Origin of the sequence: Solibacillus sp. FSL W8-0372, assembly GCF_037969735.1 — a bacterium.
Lineage (GTDB): Bacteria > Bacillota > Bacilli > Bacillales_A > Planococcaceae > Solibacillus > Solibacillus faecavium.
In genome coordinates this window covers 1620136-1636073 of sequence record NZ_CP150204.1, presented here as the reverse complement: position 1 = coordinate 1636073, position 15938 = coordinate 1620136, and the positions used below count along the sequence as shown (strand labels likewise).

Below are 15938 nucleotides of genomic sequence, written 5' to 3'. Positions count from 1 at the left end.
ACATTATTTTCCTTTCGGTTCGGCATGCATATCTTTGAAATAACGAAGTCCCGGTGCCCACATATGCTTAACAGGGTCAACTTCAGTGTGAATAACTGTACATTTCCCTACTGATATCGATGTGCGTAGTGCGTTCTCAAGCTGTTCAATACTATCTACAAATTCACCATGTGCCCCCATCGCTTCTGCGACTTTATCAAAACGTATTTCACCTAAATCTGCATTAATGCTTTCATGTGGATCGAGTGTTTTCTTCCACATTGTTTTTAACGGTCTTAATGCGAAGTGCTGATTCATCTTTACCATGCCCCATTGTTTATCACACAGTACGATGAAAACGACATGTAGATTATTGCGGATCGCCGTTTCGATTTCCTGCGGATGGAAGCCCATTGCGCCGTCACCGATAATACATAGCACCGGCTGTTCCGGCTTTGCGACTGCTGCCCCTAACGCCTGACCTAGCCCAGCACCGAGCATTCCAAATTTAAACGTGGATAATAACGGCATTTCATCATTTACTTCATAATAGAAATTCGTCCAAATTGCTGTATTACCGCCATCTATAACGAGCGGTGTATTTTTTGGGAATATTTTATTAGCTAAATGCGGAATTTGTGCTGGATTTAATGGGCTATTTTTATCCGCAATATGTTCATTTAATTTTTTACGATGCTGTTTTTTACTCTCCAGATGCTTTTCAATTAATTGTTGGCGGTTTGTATCGACCGGCTGATCAAAGTCATTATTATTAAGCGCTACTAAAAGGTCCTGTAAAAACGCTTTAATATCTGCCTGAATTAAAAGTTCGGCAGGCTTATTCGCTCCTAAAATGGACGGCTCTAAATCTACTTGGATAACCGTTTGATTGGCGTTCCAATACGGTGCTTTCCCCCACCAGTCCGTTTCGCCTAAGCGGGAACCTAATACGAGAACAACATCCGCATCGTTTCTTACATTATTATTCGCTTCAATATGCACCATTGGCATCATTAGCGGATTTTCCTCACTCATCGCTCCGCGCCCCGCCCAACTTGTCGTGACCATCGCCTGCAATTTTTCCGCTACTTCTGATAGCTCACTTTTTGCTCCTGCATGAATCACTCCGCTACCTGCATGAATAATCGGGAAAGTAGCAGATTTTAAAAGCTGTGCTGTACGTTCGATTTGATAATTCGAAGCTTTCGGCAGCTCCAGCATACGATACTCGGATGGCTCCCAAAAATGAATGTCACAATTTACTTTTGTGTTCATTATATTTTCCGGAATGTCCAGATGGACGACACCCGGGCGCCCTTCATAGCATTTACGTAAAGCCATCCGCAGCATTTCAGGAATACGGTCAAAAGAAGGCACCGCTTCACTCCATTTTGCAAACTGTTTAATCGTAGCCGTCTGATCGAAGCATTGATACGTTCCCCCACGATCCGGGTACATGATGCCTGTGCGTCTTGCGCTCGTAATACAAAGAACCCGATTTCCTTCTGCTTCTTCTACAACAAGACCCGGTAAAATATTCGCTACCCCTGGACCATTACTTGCCATACAAACACCTAGACGATTTGTCACTCGTGCATAGGCACCCGCCATATGAGCGGCACTCGTTTCATGACGCGGGGAAATTAGTTCGATACCGTGCTTCTGTAAATTTGAATAAAATCCAAAATACGTACCATCTATAATTCCGAATACGTTGTCTACCCCTTCTTTTGCCAACATTTTCGCTACAACTTCTCCACCCGTCATCAATACCATCATTCATTTCCCCCTTTATTTTGTAAACGCTTTCTTAACGCTTTAAATATAGACTCCACATCTTCTTTTGTTGGAACTTGTCGGTTTGTCACTATTCCGTTTCCAGTAAGAGCTTGGTTCGCTAAATATTCAATTACTTCATCGGTTAGTAATGGTGCTAAAAAATGTGCACTTTCCCAAACTTGTTGCTCTGTATTTAGTTTGTCTAAATACGTACTTAACTCCATTTGATCAGATAGACCAATTATTTTTGCAATATCCTTATAACGTTCGGATGCACTTTCCATTGAAAAATCAATTATGAACGGATGCATCAGTGCGACACATTGACCATGCGGCATATGGAATTTTGCACCTAATGCCCGACCTGTTGCATGCGCAAGATTAGTAGATGCATTGGAAAAGGCAATCCCTGCATAAAAGCTTCCGATGAGCAGCTCCTGACGTACATTAATATTAGTAGGCTCTTTGAATACTTTTTCTATATTTTTCAGTAGTCGAATAGCTTCTAATGCATACAAATCGCTCATGTCATTTGCCTTTGTCGAAACATAAGCTTCTATTGCATGTGTCATTGCATCCAAAGCCGTAAAGCTCGTAATGTGCTGCGGCAAATCCACCGTAAACGATGCATCTAAGATGACCACATCCGGGATTAAGCTTGGATGTGCAGGATTGAGCTTTGTTTGCAGTGTTTCATCAGTAATTACCGTTATTTTTGTTGCCTCAGAACCAGTACCTGCTGTTGTAGGCACTGCAATTAACGGGAGTCGGTTTAAGAAAGGCTTATTTGGAATATCAGTTAAGGCTAATGTCGGGTTTATCGTACATACAGCGACCGCTTTTGCTAAATCAATGACACTCCCACCACCAATTGCAATCACACAATCACTTTGCCCTCTGTTCAATTCATCGACGGCTCGCTTTAGTTCAGATTTGGTAGGTTCGCCTTTTGAGATTTCAAAAAAGCTTGCTTGCTTCCACTTTAGCTTCATCGTATCAAGCTGTTCAGAAAGCGCACTCGCACTATAGATGATAAAAGGGGCTACCCAATTTTTTTGTTCGGCAATGTGCTGCAGTTGCTTAAATGAGCCAATCCCACTTACGACATGCTTTGGTAAAAATAATTCATTATTCATTAGCCAACCCCCTGTACCGCTCGTTTCGTTTTCAGTTTTAACATATATAATTCCGGATGAAATAAGCTGCTGTAGTATTCAATTACTTCACCTTGTGCTCCTAAAAGTATTCTTTCTACACAGAGGACATTAATATTAGGCGGAAGGTTTAATAGTTTCGCATCTTCCAGACTTATAGGATGACATCTTACAGTTTGTTCCGCTTCAATAATGGCGATATTAAGTTCTTTCTCAAGAACATCATAAATTGTCGCCGTGTTTAAATCGTAGTCAGATATTTGCTGGCCTAAATGCGGATTATAGTAATGCCGTTCGATCGCAATGGGCTGGTCATCAGCAGTTCGTAATCGTGCAATTGAAAATAATGTAGAATGCTTCAGCAAATCTTTCAGCTCCGGGAAATTGTCGATCATCTTCGCATGCAGTAGCTTAGCGCCTGGCTTCATCCCCATATTTCGCACTGTATCTGTAAAGCTGTTCAATGTATTTAACCAGTCATGTACCGTTTTGTTTTTTGTAATATACGTGCCCTTCCCGTGTATTTTTTTCAAGACGCCTTCATTTACAAGATGACTTACTGCTTCTCTTACTGTCGAACGACTTATCGTAAAACGCTCCATTAATTCTCGTTCACTCGGTATTTTTTCAACATGCTTTCCATCAAAAATTTCAGTTTTTAACAAATCTTTCAGCTGAATATGTAATGGAATATGGCTCTCAAAGTTCATCCATCGTCCACCTCCATTGGTCCGAACATCATAACGTCCGTACCAGTTAACTTTGTTAAAACTGATTATATGGTTGAAACTGGATAATTACAATATATTTTTCTGAATATTCTGAAATACAATGTTAAAATAATATTGTAAACTATTATTTTGAAATTTTATCCAAATAAAAAACCTCATTCTTATTATCCTGATAGATAAAAGATGAGGTTTTTTTGTTTTATTACTATATGTTTTTTTCTAAAACTATTTTACGCAGTTACATCACGCTTTATAAAGTAAATGAATGTAATTGCCAAAAAGACGATGGCATATACGATATTTACGATTAATGAGAATGTAAATGTTAACCCTTCAATTAGCGGCATGCTGCCAGGTGCATAAAATGATAAATCATTTGCAAACCAAACATATTTAGCAAAGTCATATTTTGCAATAAACATCGTCGCTGTTGAGCCCATTAACAGGATGAACAATGATAAACTTACTGCCAATGTACTTGAACCGAATATTGTTCCAATCATAAATGCAAATAAAATTGTCATAAGGATTGAGCCAACTGAATATAAAATCATTTCCATAAACGGCGTATTAACTGTTTCCTCAATTACTTGACCGTTCATAACCGATAAAGTTACGGCTGAATCCGTATTAAATAATATAATACCTAGTATATAGGAGAAAATTAAGCCACTTGCCAATAATGTTGCTCCGTAAAGAATCGATGTAACTAGTTTGGATAATAAGATTTTCCAGCGTGATACAGGACGCGTTAAGAGCATTTTAATTGTCCCTGTCCCAAACTCAGAGGAAACAATACCAGCTGCAATTACCACGGTAAAAATACCGATGATCATAATTGTTATGGAAATCGACAATTCCATATGATCAGAAAAAGACATTGCATCAAACGAAGGTAAATCCTGTGCGATTCGATATTCAGTCATCGCGATTTCATCGTTGTAATATTGCTTATCTTCATCTGCTAAACCTTCTTCGTTTAACATTTCATTATAATGGGCTATCCATTTCTCATTCGCTTCAATACGGTCTTCTTTAGTAGCGGAATCAACGCTGTAATATTTGTTCATACCAGTAACAAATGCAAGCAATGCGAGTAAAATTCCTAGCATGATCCAAGCATTTTTTTGTGACCACATTTTGATCCATTCATTTTTAACGTATTGCATCGATTGCACCTCCACCTGTCATCTCGATAAATTGATCCTCAAGATTTTTTTGAATTGGTTGAATTGTGTATAGATCAATTCCGGATTCAACTAACTTGCGGACGAATGCAGGGACTTCTTCTTTTGTTAAATTAACAACGTAGCCACCGTTTACTTTATCCAATGGTTCCTCAAATAATCCAAGAAGCTGCTCTGGCTGTCCAACTTCAATATAATATTGCGCAGGAGCTTGTTGCTGAAGCTCGCGAATATCAATTAGCTCACCGTTTTGAATGATGGCGATACGGTCTACCATCAGTTCAATCTCCGATAAAAGGTGACTCGATACAACAATTGCGACATTATCTTCTGTAGCAATTTTCCGTAAATACATACGGAACTCTCGAATACCTGCCGGGTCCAAGCCATTTGTAGGCTCATCCAATATTAAAAATTTCGGACGATGCAGCATAGCCTGTGCCAACCCTAGTCGCTGACGCATCCCTAATGAATACGTCTTTACTTTCTCATGGATCCGATTTTGCAATCCTACTTGAACCACCACTTCATCGATACGCTCTTTCGTTACACCTTTATGCATGCGCGCAAAGTGCTGAAGGTTTTTGTAGCCGGACATAAATTTGTACATTTCCGGATTTTCAACGATAACACCTATTTTACTAATGGCCTTTTCATAGTCTTTCGATAATGTATGACCATCAATAATTACCTCACCTTCTGATGGGTACATTAAGCCTGTCATCATTCGAATCGTTGTCGTTTTACCTGCCCCGTTTGGACCTAAAAATCCTGTTATTTGCCCCGGATGAAAATCCAGGTTCAAGTTTTTAATAATATGCTTCCCTTTGATCTTTTTGTTCAAATTCTTAATTTCAACAATGGGTTTCGTCAATTGCCCACACCTGCTTTCCTCTTAACTATGTAAGTATTTATAAAAAAGATAACAGTTACTATACTTCTTAAATTCCAAATAAGTTTCATTTTTCCATAAAAAAAACCCCACCACATAAATGTTGAGGTCCCTTCTTCATTATTTATCCTCGCCTACCCAATCTTCTACCATCAAACCATACACTGCATGATCGACATAATGATCGTACAGCCATTCCGCCTGACGAATCGTTCCTTCATGCATAAAACTTAAACGTTCTGCAATGTGGCGGCTTTTCTTATTATCGACTGCCGCATGAATTTCTACCTTCTGAAGCTTATATTCATGGAAGGCAATATCAATAATACCTTTCACAGCGCGTGTCATAATGCCTTCACCTTGAAATCCTTCATCTAAAAAATAACCAATCTCGCATTTTTTTAGCGACCAGTTAATCGTATTTATTGAAATTTTCCCGACAAATTGCCCTTTATAAAAAATTGCTGTGTCCAGAGCTTCACGCTTTGCAAACTTTTCCAAATTCATTGCCGCAAAGGCACGCGTATCTTCCACAGTTTTTGTATTGTCTACCCAACCAAGCCACTCACGCAAATAATTGCGGGAACGGTCAATGAATGCAAAAATTTCCTCTGCATCATTTTGCGTAATTAACTTTAATTGTATTTCATTATCCACTTCATAATAAAACATACGATCGCTCCTATCTAATCTCCCAATAAAAAACAAAACTATCTTTTTTATTTCCTTATCATATAAGAGCAAGGTTATATTATGCAATTAAATTACGCATTATTTTACACAATTGTGTAAGTCGGACCATTTATTGTTGTTCACAATGAATATTAATCCAAAAATTCACAATATTTCGTAACGTTATTTTGATAAAATAGAGTAAGAGGTGTTCCATATGGAAAAACGACAACAATCATGGGGTAAGCTTTTAAAATACTACAGACAGAAAAAGAAACTAAAACAGGATGAAGTGGCTGCAGGATTATGTACACCTTCCTACTTAAGCCGCATTGAAAATGGCATTGTCATTGCAGAATATGCCTTGTATGAACAGTTATTTGCAAAATTAAACATAGATTTTTCTAGCCTTCAGCACGATATTTCCGAGCATACAGCCTTTATGGAATCTGTGTACGAAAAGCTTTTATCAAATGTTACTGTTGCAGAAAGTGACATAGAGCTATTAACAACGCTCATGCAAAATGAGTATTCCGTTGAACTTCAAGTCACTGCCAAGCTTATTTACAGTCGATATTTGTATTCCATAAAAGAAGATATTGATGCAAGAAAGCTTTTGGATGAAATCGAACCAGTTATCAGTTGGAAAAAAGATCGTATTACTGAATTATTTGTATCCATTACAACGTTTGGACATTTATCCTTTATGGAATTTGACCTTTTAGCTAAAAAAGAACAGCAGGAGCAGCATGTGCAATATTTATCCAACGCACATCCTTTTGAGCTTGCCAATTATCATTATCATATTGCCTTTGCGAACCACCGTAGTTATCAGTTTCAAAAGGCTCTGCAGCATATCGAGCTTGCAGTACACTATTACACACATCAGTTTAAACCATTATTTCAACTAAAGCTGTACTCGATGAAGGGCGTTATTTATAATGATCTCCACCGTTTCCGCGATGCATTACAGGAATATGAGGCAGGTATTGAGCTACTGAAAAATGTTGAATCGATTCAAACACCGATGCAGTGGAGCTCGCTTCATAATAATATTGCCTACTGTTACGAATGCCAACAGGATTTCCAACAAGCCAGTAAGCATTATGAGACCGCTAATGAGTATGATGAAGATCTGCATTCCGTTATTAACTGGATGCGCACCTGTTATCAACATAAAGATTTCTCGCAATTAGAAATGCTCTTCCACCGTTATGAGGACCAGCGGTTTTCAATCCAGCACCACATTTATCAGCGAAAGCTTTTACAGTATGCAGTTCAGCAGGAGCAAACCATTCACGGCTTAAAAGAGCTGGAAGAACAGGCTTTTTCGCATTTTAATGAAGAGCAGTACTATGCGTTAATCCTTTTTTATGCCCCTTTATGGGGACAGTTTTACGAACAGCTCCATGCCTATAAGCATGCTAGCCAATGCTATAAACAAGCTTTATTTGCAAGTGAAAAAGTACGACAACGAATGAGCAGCTAAGAGGGTGAATGTATGGAGTTAAGAAAAGAGTATTTTTATTTATGGTTTGGATTTGGTGTATCCAAGTTAGGGAGCTGGATTTATTTAATCGCACTTAATCTAACTGTATGGCATTTAACAGAGTCGCCTGCAGCCGTTGCAGGTATTTATATCATTGGTCCAATTGCCCGAATTATTTGCAGCTTTTTTGCCGGCTCTATTGTAGACCGGTCCAATAAAAGGACGATTCTTATATTTAGTGATTTATCCCGCGCAGGCATTGTTTGTTTGATGCCGCTGCTTACGGACATTTGGCTAATTTACTGCTTCATATTCCTCGCCAATATTGCAGTATGTTTCTCCAATCCGAGCACTACCTATATGATTACAAAGCTTGTACAACCAAATGACCGTCTACGCTTCAACTCTATTAATGCTATGCTAGGCTCCGGAAGTTTTATGGTTGGCCCTGCGTTAAGTGGAGCCATCATTGCCTTTAGCAGTACATCAACTGCGATGTGGGTAAACACATGCATGCTTCTTTTTAGTGCATGGATGATGTACTTACTGCCAAATGTTCAAGGCGAAATGACGAAACTGTCAAAGACGATTACCCCTGCCATGATTCGGGATGACTTTTATGTCGTCTGGAAATTTATTCGTGAGAAAAAAGCAATTTTATACTTTTTTGTTTTATATTCAACTGCTCTCATGATCTGTTATTCACTTGATTCACAGGAAATGTCGTTTTTAAAGGATTTTCATAAAGTGTCGGATACTGCATACGGCATCATTGTTGGATTGACTGGAATTGGTGCCATCGTTGGTGGATTTATGGCTGCTAAATATGTAGAAAAATTATCGCTCATTTCATATATTGGAGCAGGGTTTTCTTTAACTTTAGTATGCTATTTTGTATTTTACTTTTCATCGAATCTAATTTTGGCCATCACTTCGTTTATTTTGCTTGGGCTGTTCATGGCGTTTAGTAATGCGGGCTATGCAACTTTTTATCAGCAGACGATTCCTACTGAAATTATGGGCCGGTTTGGCAGTACGTTAGGGTTAATCGAAAGTGTGATGCAAATCGTGTTGACACTGCTCATTGGTGTTTTAGCCGAAATCTATTCCATACAGTTGATTACGAGCCTATTTGCTTTTATCGGTGTCCTCATCGCCTGCCTTGTATATGTTTATTTACTAAGAAATTCAATGTTATTCTTACAGGAGGAATTAAAATGATTACTTATGAAGCGGTTTGTTTTTGCTGTAAACAGCCTTTTTTATTGGTGGAAGGGACAACAAAATACCAAAAGTATAAACGGAATATGCGTGGCAAGTTTTCCTGTGATAGCTGCGACGATAAAATCCATATGGAGGCACGGAAAAATTTATTGGGGAAACTGCGGTAGGTGAGATATTAGCCAGTTTTATTGGGTTATTCGCCACTTTTATGCAGATAATCGTCACTTCTGATTATATATTCGTCACTTTTTCTGTCTTAATCGTCACTCTTCATTTGATATTCGCCACTTTGACCCCGATATTCGTCAATTAATATAAAAGAAGGCGCCTCGCACATGCGGAGCGCCTTCCTTATATTTACTTTTTCCGAACTGCATATAAAACAAATAGCATAATAAACCATAATGGCGTCAGCATAAGAGCTGTTCTTGTAGCCTCTGAAATCGCCATAATAATTAATAGAAACACGAAAAATGCTAAAACCGCATAGTTCACAAACGGCGTTAATGGTGCTTTAAATATCGATTTCGCATGCAAATCTGGGTGGCGCTTTTTGTAAATGATATGCGAGATTAAAATAATGCTCCACACCCAAATAAAGCAAATCGCGCTGATTGTTGTTACAATACTAAAGGCATCATCCGGCATCAGGTAGCTGAGCAGTGCACCGATCGATACGATGATTGCAGAAAATAATAACCCGTTTTGCGGAACGGCATTTTTATTTAGTTTACCGAACGATTTAGGCGCCTGTTCCCCTTTACTTAAACTAAACAGCATCCGGCTCGTTGAGAACATCCCACTATTTCCTGCTGATGCAGCTGATGTTAATACGACAAAATTAATAAGCCCTGCCGCAATCGGAATACCGACTAAAGCAAATACTTGAACGAACGGTGAGCTTGTCGCACTTAACGTATCCCAAGGGTTAATCGTTAAAATAACAAATAGCGCACCTACGTAAAACAGTAATATACGGATCGGTATTTTATTAATGGCTGATGGTATATTTTTTTGCGGATTTTCCGTTTCAGCAGCTGCTACCCCGACTAATTCCACTCCAACAAATGCAAAGACAACCATTTGGAAAGCCATAAGGAAGCCAAATGCTCCGTTCGGGAATAAACCGCCATGCTCCCAAAGATTAGATACGGCAACCTTCCCGGCATCTGTTTCAAATCCAATGATGAGTAATACAAGCCCGATTGCAATAAGTGCAATGATCGTAATAATTTTTATAAGAGCAAACCAAAATTCCAGTTCACCGAATAATTTTACAGTCAGTAAATTTAAGATAAGTAAGACTACTAAACAGGCAATGGCCGGCACCCATTGAGGGATATCAAACCAATATTGGGTATACATCCCGACCGCTATAATATCTGCCATAGCCGTCATAATCCAGCAGAACCAATATGTCCAGCCAGTAACGTACCCTGCCCAATCTCCTAAATATTCTGTAGCGAACTCTGTAAATGAAGCATAGCCCCCTTTTGATAATAGGAGCTCTCCAAGTGCCCGCATGACGAAAAATAAAGCTATCCCTACGATTAAATACCCGATGATTATTGATGGTCCTGCAAGTGAGATCGCTTTTCCTGACCCTAAAAATAGCCCTGTACCGATTGTTCCGCCAATCGCAATTAGTTGTACATGCCGATTTTTAAGATCGCGCTTGAGTTCATGTTGTTCCAAAACGAATTCCTCCATAGGATAAGTATTTTGTCTGCCACAAGGACAGCGCAAAATAATAGGTAAATGTTCGCGGTTCATCCAATCATGTTTTCTGAAAATTAAAAAAGGAACTGATAATTCACCAGTTCCTGTAGATAAGAATAATAACGTCCCTTATTATTCCTGTCTTCTGTCCTTTTGCCTGAGATAATGAACCCTTCGGCGACGCGGTACACGCGCTCTCTCCAGAAACTGCTCCCGTCAGTAGTGCTATCCACGACGATCTTCGCTTGATATGTATGTAATTAATCCCTATTTGTTGTCGGCAACCTCCAACTCCAAACAGGTCGCTCACGATACTATTATTGTACAATAATTAATACTAACAACTATTTTGCATGGACACAATGGTTAGAAAATAAAAGTAAATCGAAACAAGCAATTTATCAATGTTTCCACTAATATGTAAACCTGTTGCAGAATTTTCATTCTAAAAAAAGTATCCCACTGAAGATAATGAATATTTCATTTTCAGTGGGATACTTTTAGGATTTGTAGCTCTAAAATGTAAAAAAACCACTCTACTAATCGATTTAAATAGTCGATTAGTAGAGTGGTTTAACTTATTATAATAGGAATATACGTTCTATTTATAGTGCTCGTGAAATAAAAGTAGTATTTACTCGTTTTTCATATTATTAGTATATCAAATTTTTTAATTAAAGTCTATATTTTCCATATTTTTAAATCTAAAATAAACCCATCGGCCGAAATAAATCAATGAGGTATTGTATGTATAAAAAAAATATATGGACACGCAATTTAAAGGTACGACTTTGTGGAGAAACAATCTTTAATTTATTTTATTGGATGTATTTCCCCTTCATTGCGATTTACTTTAGTCAATCATTGGGATTGGCTTTGGCAGGTGCACTGATGATGGTTCCACCAGTTCTCAGCCTAATTACCGGACTCATAGGAGGTTCATTTGCAGATAGATTTGGACGAAAAAGAGTAATGCTCTGGGGTGTTGGTATTCAGTTTACTATGTTTATTCTATTTGCTACGTCTAGTATAATTTGGCTCGATTATTTTGCTTTTTTAGGAATTACAATAGGAAAGGGTCTATATAAACCGGCAAGTGATGCCATGGTTGCAGATACAGTTTCAGCAGAATATAGAAAAGAAGTATTTGCCACATTTTTAACAGGAAGTAATTTAGGGGCAGTTATAGGACCTATCTTAGGTGCATGGTTATTTTTTGATTACCGTGATTTGCTGCTATGGAGCTGCGCTATTGTACTGATGATTTTCTTTTTATTTATCTATTTTTGGTTAGAAGAAACGCTAACTTGGACTTCAAATGAAGGTTTATTTTCACCAATAAAACAATTAAAAGACTACATTATCATACTAAAGGACAATAAATTTGCTTATTATTTATTGGCAGGAATTTTCTCTGTTATTGCGATTATGCAATTAGATTTATACTTATCCGTTTATATTTACGATTACGTACCAAATCAGACAATCGTTTCATTTATAAACTTCGAGCTTTCCAGTAAAGACGTATTAGGTTATATGTTAGGACTGAATGGTATTTTATTTGTACTATTTGTTCTACCTATTACCAAATGGTTAAAAGGTTGGAGCGATAAGCATGTGTTTATTTTAAGCTGTCTATTAGCAGGCTTTGGTATGTTTGCAGTTGGTTTTACAACAAATATATGGATGTTGTTATTTCTAACGATTATATTTACTTTTGGTGAAATTGTAAGAGCGCCTGTTCTATACAATTTTGTGAGTGAATATGCCCCCGAAAATGCAAGAGGACAGTATATGGCTGCATCTAACATGCAATTTACAATTGGACGTTTGTTGGCACCATTCACAGTTATTTTAGCAGCCTTTTTTGGACCACTAATAATTTTCAGTATTATTTTACTATGTGCGTTTATTAGTCTAGTTTTTTATATCAAGCTTTATTGAAGAGAGAGATTAACAATCCCTTTGAAATATTGATGTGTTATTCTTTTGGGAGTTATACTTTTAAATTAATTATAAAGAAATGAGATTTGGATAAGATTTTCACCCATAGAAAAAAAACTCTCACCTAACGAAATAAAATTCATTTCCTCTCAAATTTTTGTTTTTATATTAATATTTAGTTTAATCGCCATAACATAGGGTTGATTTTCTAATAATTTTCCAATTGATTCGTGGGCTATGAAAAGACAGTGCTAAAGCCGCGTAACGCGTTTATTGCCGTATGTGAGGCCTATCAATCCGGAAAATTTAATCTTGAAGCGTCCGTCCAACTTCGAGTTAAGTGCCTTATTTAAAATTTTCAGTGCCCCCCTAAAATAAGGGTAAATTTTTCCCTTATTTAAAGTATATAGCTCATTTAGGGGTAAATAAGGGAACGTTTTACCGTTATTTTAAATAAAATTCTGAAATTTCATGTTTTTTAAGTCAATAACGGACTTTTTTCCCTTATTTTTACTATTTTTTATGTCATTTTCGAAATAACGGAAATTCCTTCCGCTATTTATCTCATTACGCAATTCAATTTACAAAAGCTTTGTAGTCACGTCGCCCGGAATGTAGTACAACGGACAGCTTCAACGCGTTTTCACGTAGCAAATCTTATTTTTTCAATTTTGTCATCCCCAACTTATGGTGATTTAACTTATTTATTTGGGGTAGGATGAAAATTTTAGCGATTTCTTCAAGTTTTACGGAAGGAACTTATTCCCATTTTATACGTATTAAAATAAAGGACGAAACGCTTTTTAATGGAGGGACAACTTTGAAACAATTAATTTTATTGATCGGATCTTGTTTGATTTTATCAGGATGCGCAGGATTAGCAGATTATACAATTTCATTGGAGAATGGTTATCGAATTGATAGACTTTCAGCTCATCAAATTCAAATATACGGAGAAGAACCAGTAAATGATGGAAAGGAAAATACAATAAACTATTTGTATGTACCAGCTGAAGTGACTGCTGTATGGTGTAATGAACAGTATATTATCGCAAAACAATTGCACTTAAAGTCAAACGGACGAGGGATAGAAGAACCTCCAAAAAAACCTAGTGATGCCGAGTATTCTTATTGGATAATTGAAATGAATAAAAACGAAGTAAAGGGTCCCCTATCATTAAAAGAATTGAAAGGGAACAATAATTAAATAAGATTGTGAACAACCGACTGAAATTTTTATTATTCTAGAGCTTTATTTAAGCACGCTTTTGTATAAGTACAAATTTTTACAACCTATTTCCATATTTCATCTAATTTATCAGCATAGAAATTGATAGCTTTTTTATAACTCAGTATTTCAGAGTCTGCAGTGGTATCTAGCAGGCATTTCAATAAAATTTCCATCGCTTTTCTATGATCGTTTAAATTATACAGAGTCATAGAATAAAACACTTGAATTGCTCTGTTATTTGGAAATAATTCGATTCCTTTTAGAAATGTATTTTTTGATTTTTCGTATTCCCCTAATGTTCTATATGTACTTCCAAGTCCCAATATTGCTCCTTCTAGATCTTTACCAGATAACCCTAACTTAATAGCCCTTTCATAAAAGGGAACTGCTTTTGATTCTTCTCCTAAAATATCAAAACTCCAAGCACATTGATAGTTAACCAATGCATTATCAGGGTATTCCTCAACTATTTTCAAAAGTAATTGATTAGATTCTTTCTTTTTATTATCTTTTCGTTGAATAGGCTACACTAAGTTGGACAGATAAAATAAGGGATTGTAAACTTAGACTATCAATTAAAGGGAGCGTGCTATTATGACACGTCAACGTCGAACATTTACACCCGAATTTAAACTGCAATTAGTGAAGCTTTATGAAAACGGTAAGTCTCGTGCAGACATTGCCCGAGAATATGATATTACGCCTTCTGCGTTAGATCGCTGGATTAAGAATCACCAGGAAACAGGTTCGTTTTCAGCGAAGGATAATCGAACAGAAGAAGAAAATGAAATGGCTCGATTACGCAAGGAAAACCAACGTTTATTAATGGAGAACGATATTTTAAAGCAAGCGGCGCTGATCATGGGACGAAAATAAATGTGATTCGTAATAACACTCACAAGTATTCGGTATCAGCAATGTGTGCCGTCCTAGATATTCCAACAAGCACGTATTATTACCATGCCGACCTTTCTGGGAAGCGTGAAAAGAAAGTTGAAGAAATAGCACTTACAAAGGAAATCGCAAGTATCTTTAAAGAAAGCCGCAATAATTACGGTACACGTAAAATCAAGAAAGAATTAATGAGATTATCTAAACCAAAACAGGTTTCCCGTCGTCGAATTGGACGGATTATGAATGAACTAGGGCTTGTTTCAAACTATACTGTAGCTCAATTTAAGCCATATAAATCAAGCTGTAACGAAGCACCTGTTAAGAACGAATTGAAACGCGAATTCAATCAAGAAGAACAGTTAGCTGTCATTGTCAGCGATTTAACATATGTCCGTGTCGGAAAAAAGTGGCACTATGTATGCCTATTTGTCGACCTGTTTAATCGTGAAATCATAGGTTACAGTGCTGGTAAAAATAAATCAGCAGAGCTTGTATATCAAGCAATCTCGAGCATTCAGGCCAACCTGCATGACGTCAAAATGTTTCATACGGATCGTGGAAAAGAGTTCGATAACAAACTAATTTCAGAGGCACTTGAAACGTTTGGAATCCAGCGATCACTGAGCATGAAGGGATGTCCTTATGATAACGCCGTGGCTGAAGCAACATTCAAGGTATTTAAAACAGAATTCGCTAATCAAGCCCACTTCACCTCTCTTGAACAGCTCGCTCTTGAACTTGGAGATTACGTCCATTGGTTTAACAACTTACGAATTCACGGAACACTTGGCTATTTAACGCCTGTGGAATTCAAGCTGCAACCCTTATAATTTTTGTCCAGTTTAGTGTTGACATTCCACGTAATTCAAGTGCTCTTATAAGCTTTTCTTCTTTCAATGTAAATAACCTCTTTTCATACTTCTTTCACTAAAACTAAACTACACAGTTATTAGAATTATAACCTTCCCATAGCCTCATTGGGTACTTACTGTTCATAAGCAACCAACACACCCCCTATTCTATTGAACGGGGGGTGTTGGTTT

14 protein-coding genes and 1 riboswitch are annotated in these 15938 nt (G+C 37.3%); of the genes, 6 read left to right on the top strand and 8 right to left on the bottom strand.

All coding sequences use genetic code 11. The features are described 5' to 3' along the window. Nucleotides 1–3: 3 nt before the first annotated feature. The 6 genes from MKY13_RS08095 to MKY13_RS08070 all read right to left on the bottom strand — a co-directional run bounded on the left by MKY13_RS08095 (nt 4) and on the right by MKY13_RS08070 (nt 6394). The gene (locus tag MKY13_RS08095; protein WP_339216390.1) at nt 4–1758 is read right to left on the bottom strand and encodes a thiamine pyrophosphate-binding protein; all 1755 of its coding nucleotides are present in this window, start codon (nt 1756–1758) and stop codon (nt 4–6) included. Further along, nucleotides 1755–2894, bottom strand: coding sequence for an iron-containing alcohol dehydrogenase (locus MKY13_RS08090; protein WP_339216388.1), 1140 nt, complete (start codon nt 2892–2894; stop codon nt 1755–1757). Before MKY13_RS08090 ends, MKY13_RS08095 begins: the two co-directional genes overlap by 4 nt. Then, nucleotides 2894–3622 carry a GntR family transcriptional regulator gene (locus tag MKY13_RS08085; RefSeq protein ID WP_339216386.1) on the bottom strand — a complete coding sequence of 243 codons (729 nt, stop codon included), beginning with the start codon at nt 3620–3622 and terminating at the stop codon, nt 2894–2896. Before MKY13_RS08085 ends, MKY13_RS08090 begins: the two co-directional genes overlap by 1 nt. Before the next feature lie 251 nt (nt 3623–3873). Then, nucleotides 3874–4812, bottom strand: a complete 939-nt coding sequence (locus MKY13_RS08080; RefSeq protein ID WP_339216384.1) for an ABC transporter permease — start codon at nt 4810–4812, stop codon at nt 3874–3876. Next, nucleotides 4799–5704, bottom strand: a complete 906-nt coding sequence (locus tag MKY13_RS08075) for an ABC transporter ATP-binding protein (protein ID WP_339216382.1) — start codon at nt 5702–5704, stop codon at nt 4799–4801. Before MKY13_RS08075 ends, MKY13_RS08080 begins: the two co-directional genes overlap by 14 nt. Before the next feature lie 138 nt (nt 5705–5842). Next, entirely contained in the window at nt 5843–6394 is a 552-nt protein-coding gene (locus MKY13_RS08070; RefSeq protein ID WP_339216380.1) for a GNAT family protein, read from the bottom strand. A 217-nt stretch (nt 6395–6611) separates the two neighbouring features. Between MKY13_RS08070 and MKY13_RS08065 the strand changes: the two genes are divergently transcribed. Genes MKY13_RS08065 through MKY13_RS08055 form a run of 3 tightly spaced genes read left to right on the top strand, consistent with a single transcriptional unit; the run spans nt 6612 to nt 9274 of the window. Then, on the top strand, nt 6612–7883 hold the full coding sequence (locus tag MKY13_RS08065) for a helix-turn-helix transcriptional regulator (protein WP_339216378.1): 1272 nt from the start codon (nt 6612–6614) through the stop codon (nt 7881–7883). Nucleotides 7884–7895: 12 nt separating this feature from the next. After that, nucleotides 7896–9104, top strand: a complete 1209-nt coding sequence (locus MKY13_RS08060; protein ID WP_339216376.1) for an MFS transporter — start codon at nt 7896–7898, stop codon at nt 9102–9104. Continuing rightward, on the top strand, nt 9101–9274 hold the full coding sequence (locus tag MKY13_RS08055) for a hypothetical protein (protein WP_191699148.1): 174 nt from the start codon (nt 9101–9103) through the stop codon (nt 9272–9274). Before MKY13_RS08060 ends, MKY13_RS08055 begins: the two co-directional genes overlap by 4 nt. Nucleotides 9275–9464: 190 nt before the next feature. Here the strand turns inward: MKY13_RS08055 and MKY13_RS08050 are convergent, their stop codons facing one another. Continuing rightward, the gene (locus MKY13_RS08050; RefSeq protein ID WP_339216373.1) at nt 9465–10802 is read right to left on the bottom strand and encodes an amino acid permease; all 1338 of its coding nucleotides are present in this window, start codon (nt 10800–10802) and stop codon (nt 9465–9467) included. Nucleotides 10803–10961: 159 nt separating this feature from the next. Then, nucleotides 10962–11040: riboswitch (glycine riboswitch) on the bottom strand. A gap of 533 nt (nt 11041–11573) precedes the next feature. On the opposite strand from MKY13_RS08050, the gene MKY13_RS08045 reads away from it, so the two are divergent. Further along, the gene (locus tag MKY13_RS08045; RefSeq protein ID WP_339216371.1) at nt 11574–12770 is read left to right on the top strand and encodes an MFS transporter; all 1197 of its coding nucleotides are present in this window, start codon (nt 11574–11576) and stop codon (nt 12768–12770) included. An 820-nt stretch (nt 12771–13590) separates the two neighbouring features. Continuing rightward, nucleotides 13591–13977, top strand: a complete 387-nt coding sequence (locus MKY13_RS08040) for a DUF3997 domain-containing protein (RefSeq protein ID WP_339216369.1) — start codon at nt 13591–13593, stop codon at nt 13975–13977. A gap of 86 nt (nt 13978–14063) precedes the next feature. On the opposite strand, the gene MKY13_RS08035 is transcribed toward MKY13_RS08040, so the two are convergent. Then, complete coding sequence (locus tag MKY13_RS08035) at nt 14064–14477, bottom strand: tetratricopeptide repeat protein (RefSeq protein ID WP_339216367.1); 414 nt, start codon at nt 14475–14477, stop codon at nt 14064–14066. A gap of 118 nt (nt 14478–14595) precedes the next feature. Between MKY13_RS08035 and MKY13_RS08030 the strand changes: the two genes are divergently transcribed. Beyond that, nucleotides 14596–15725, top strand: a protein-coding gene (locus tag MKY13_RS08030) for an IS3 family transposase (RefSeq protein WP_339212252.1) whose coding sequence is annotated in 2 segments (ribosomal slippage) — nt 14596–14842 and nt 14842–15725 — 1131 coding nt in all. Because the reading frame shifts where the segments join, the coding sequence is not laid out codon by codon here. Nucleotides 15726–15938 lie beyond the last annotated feature (213 nt).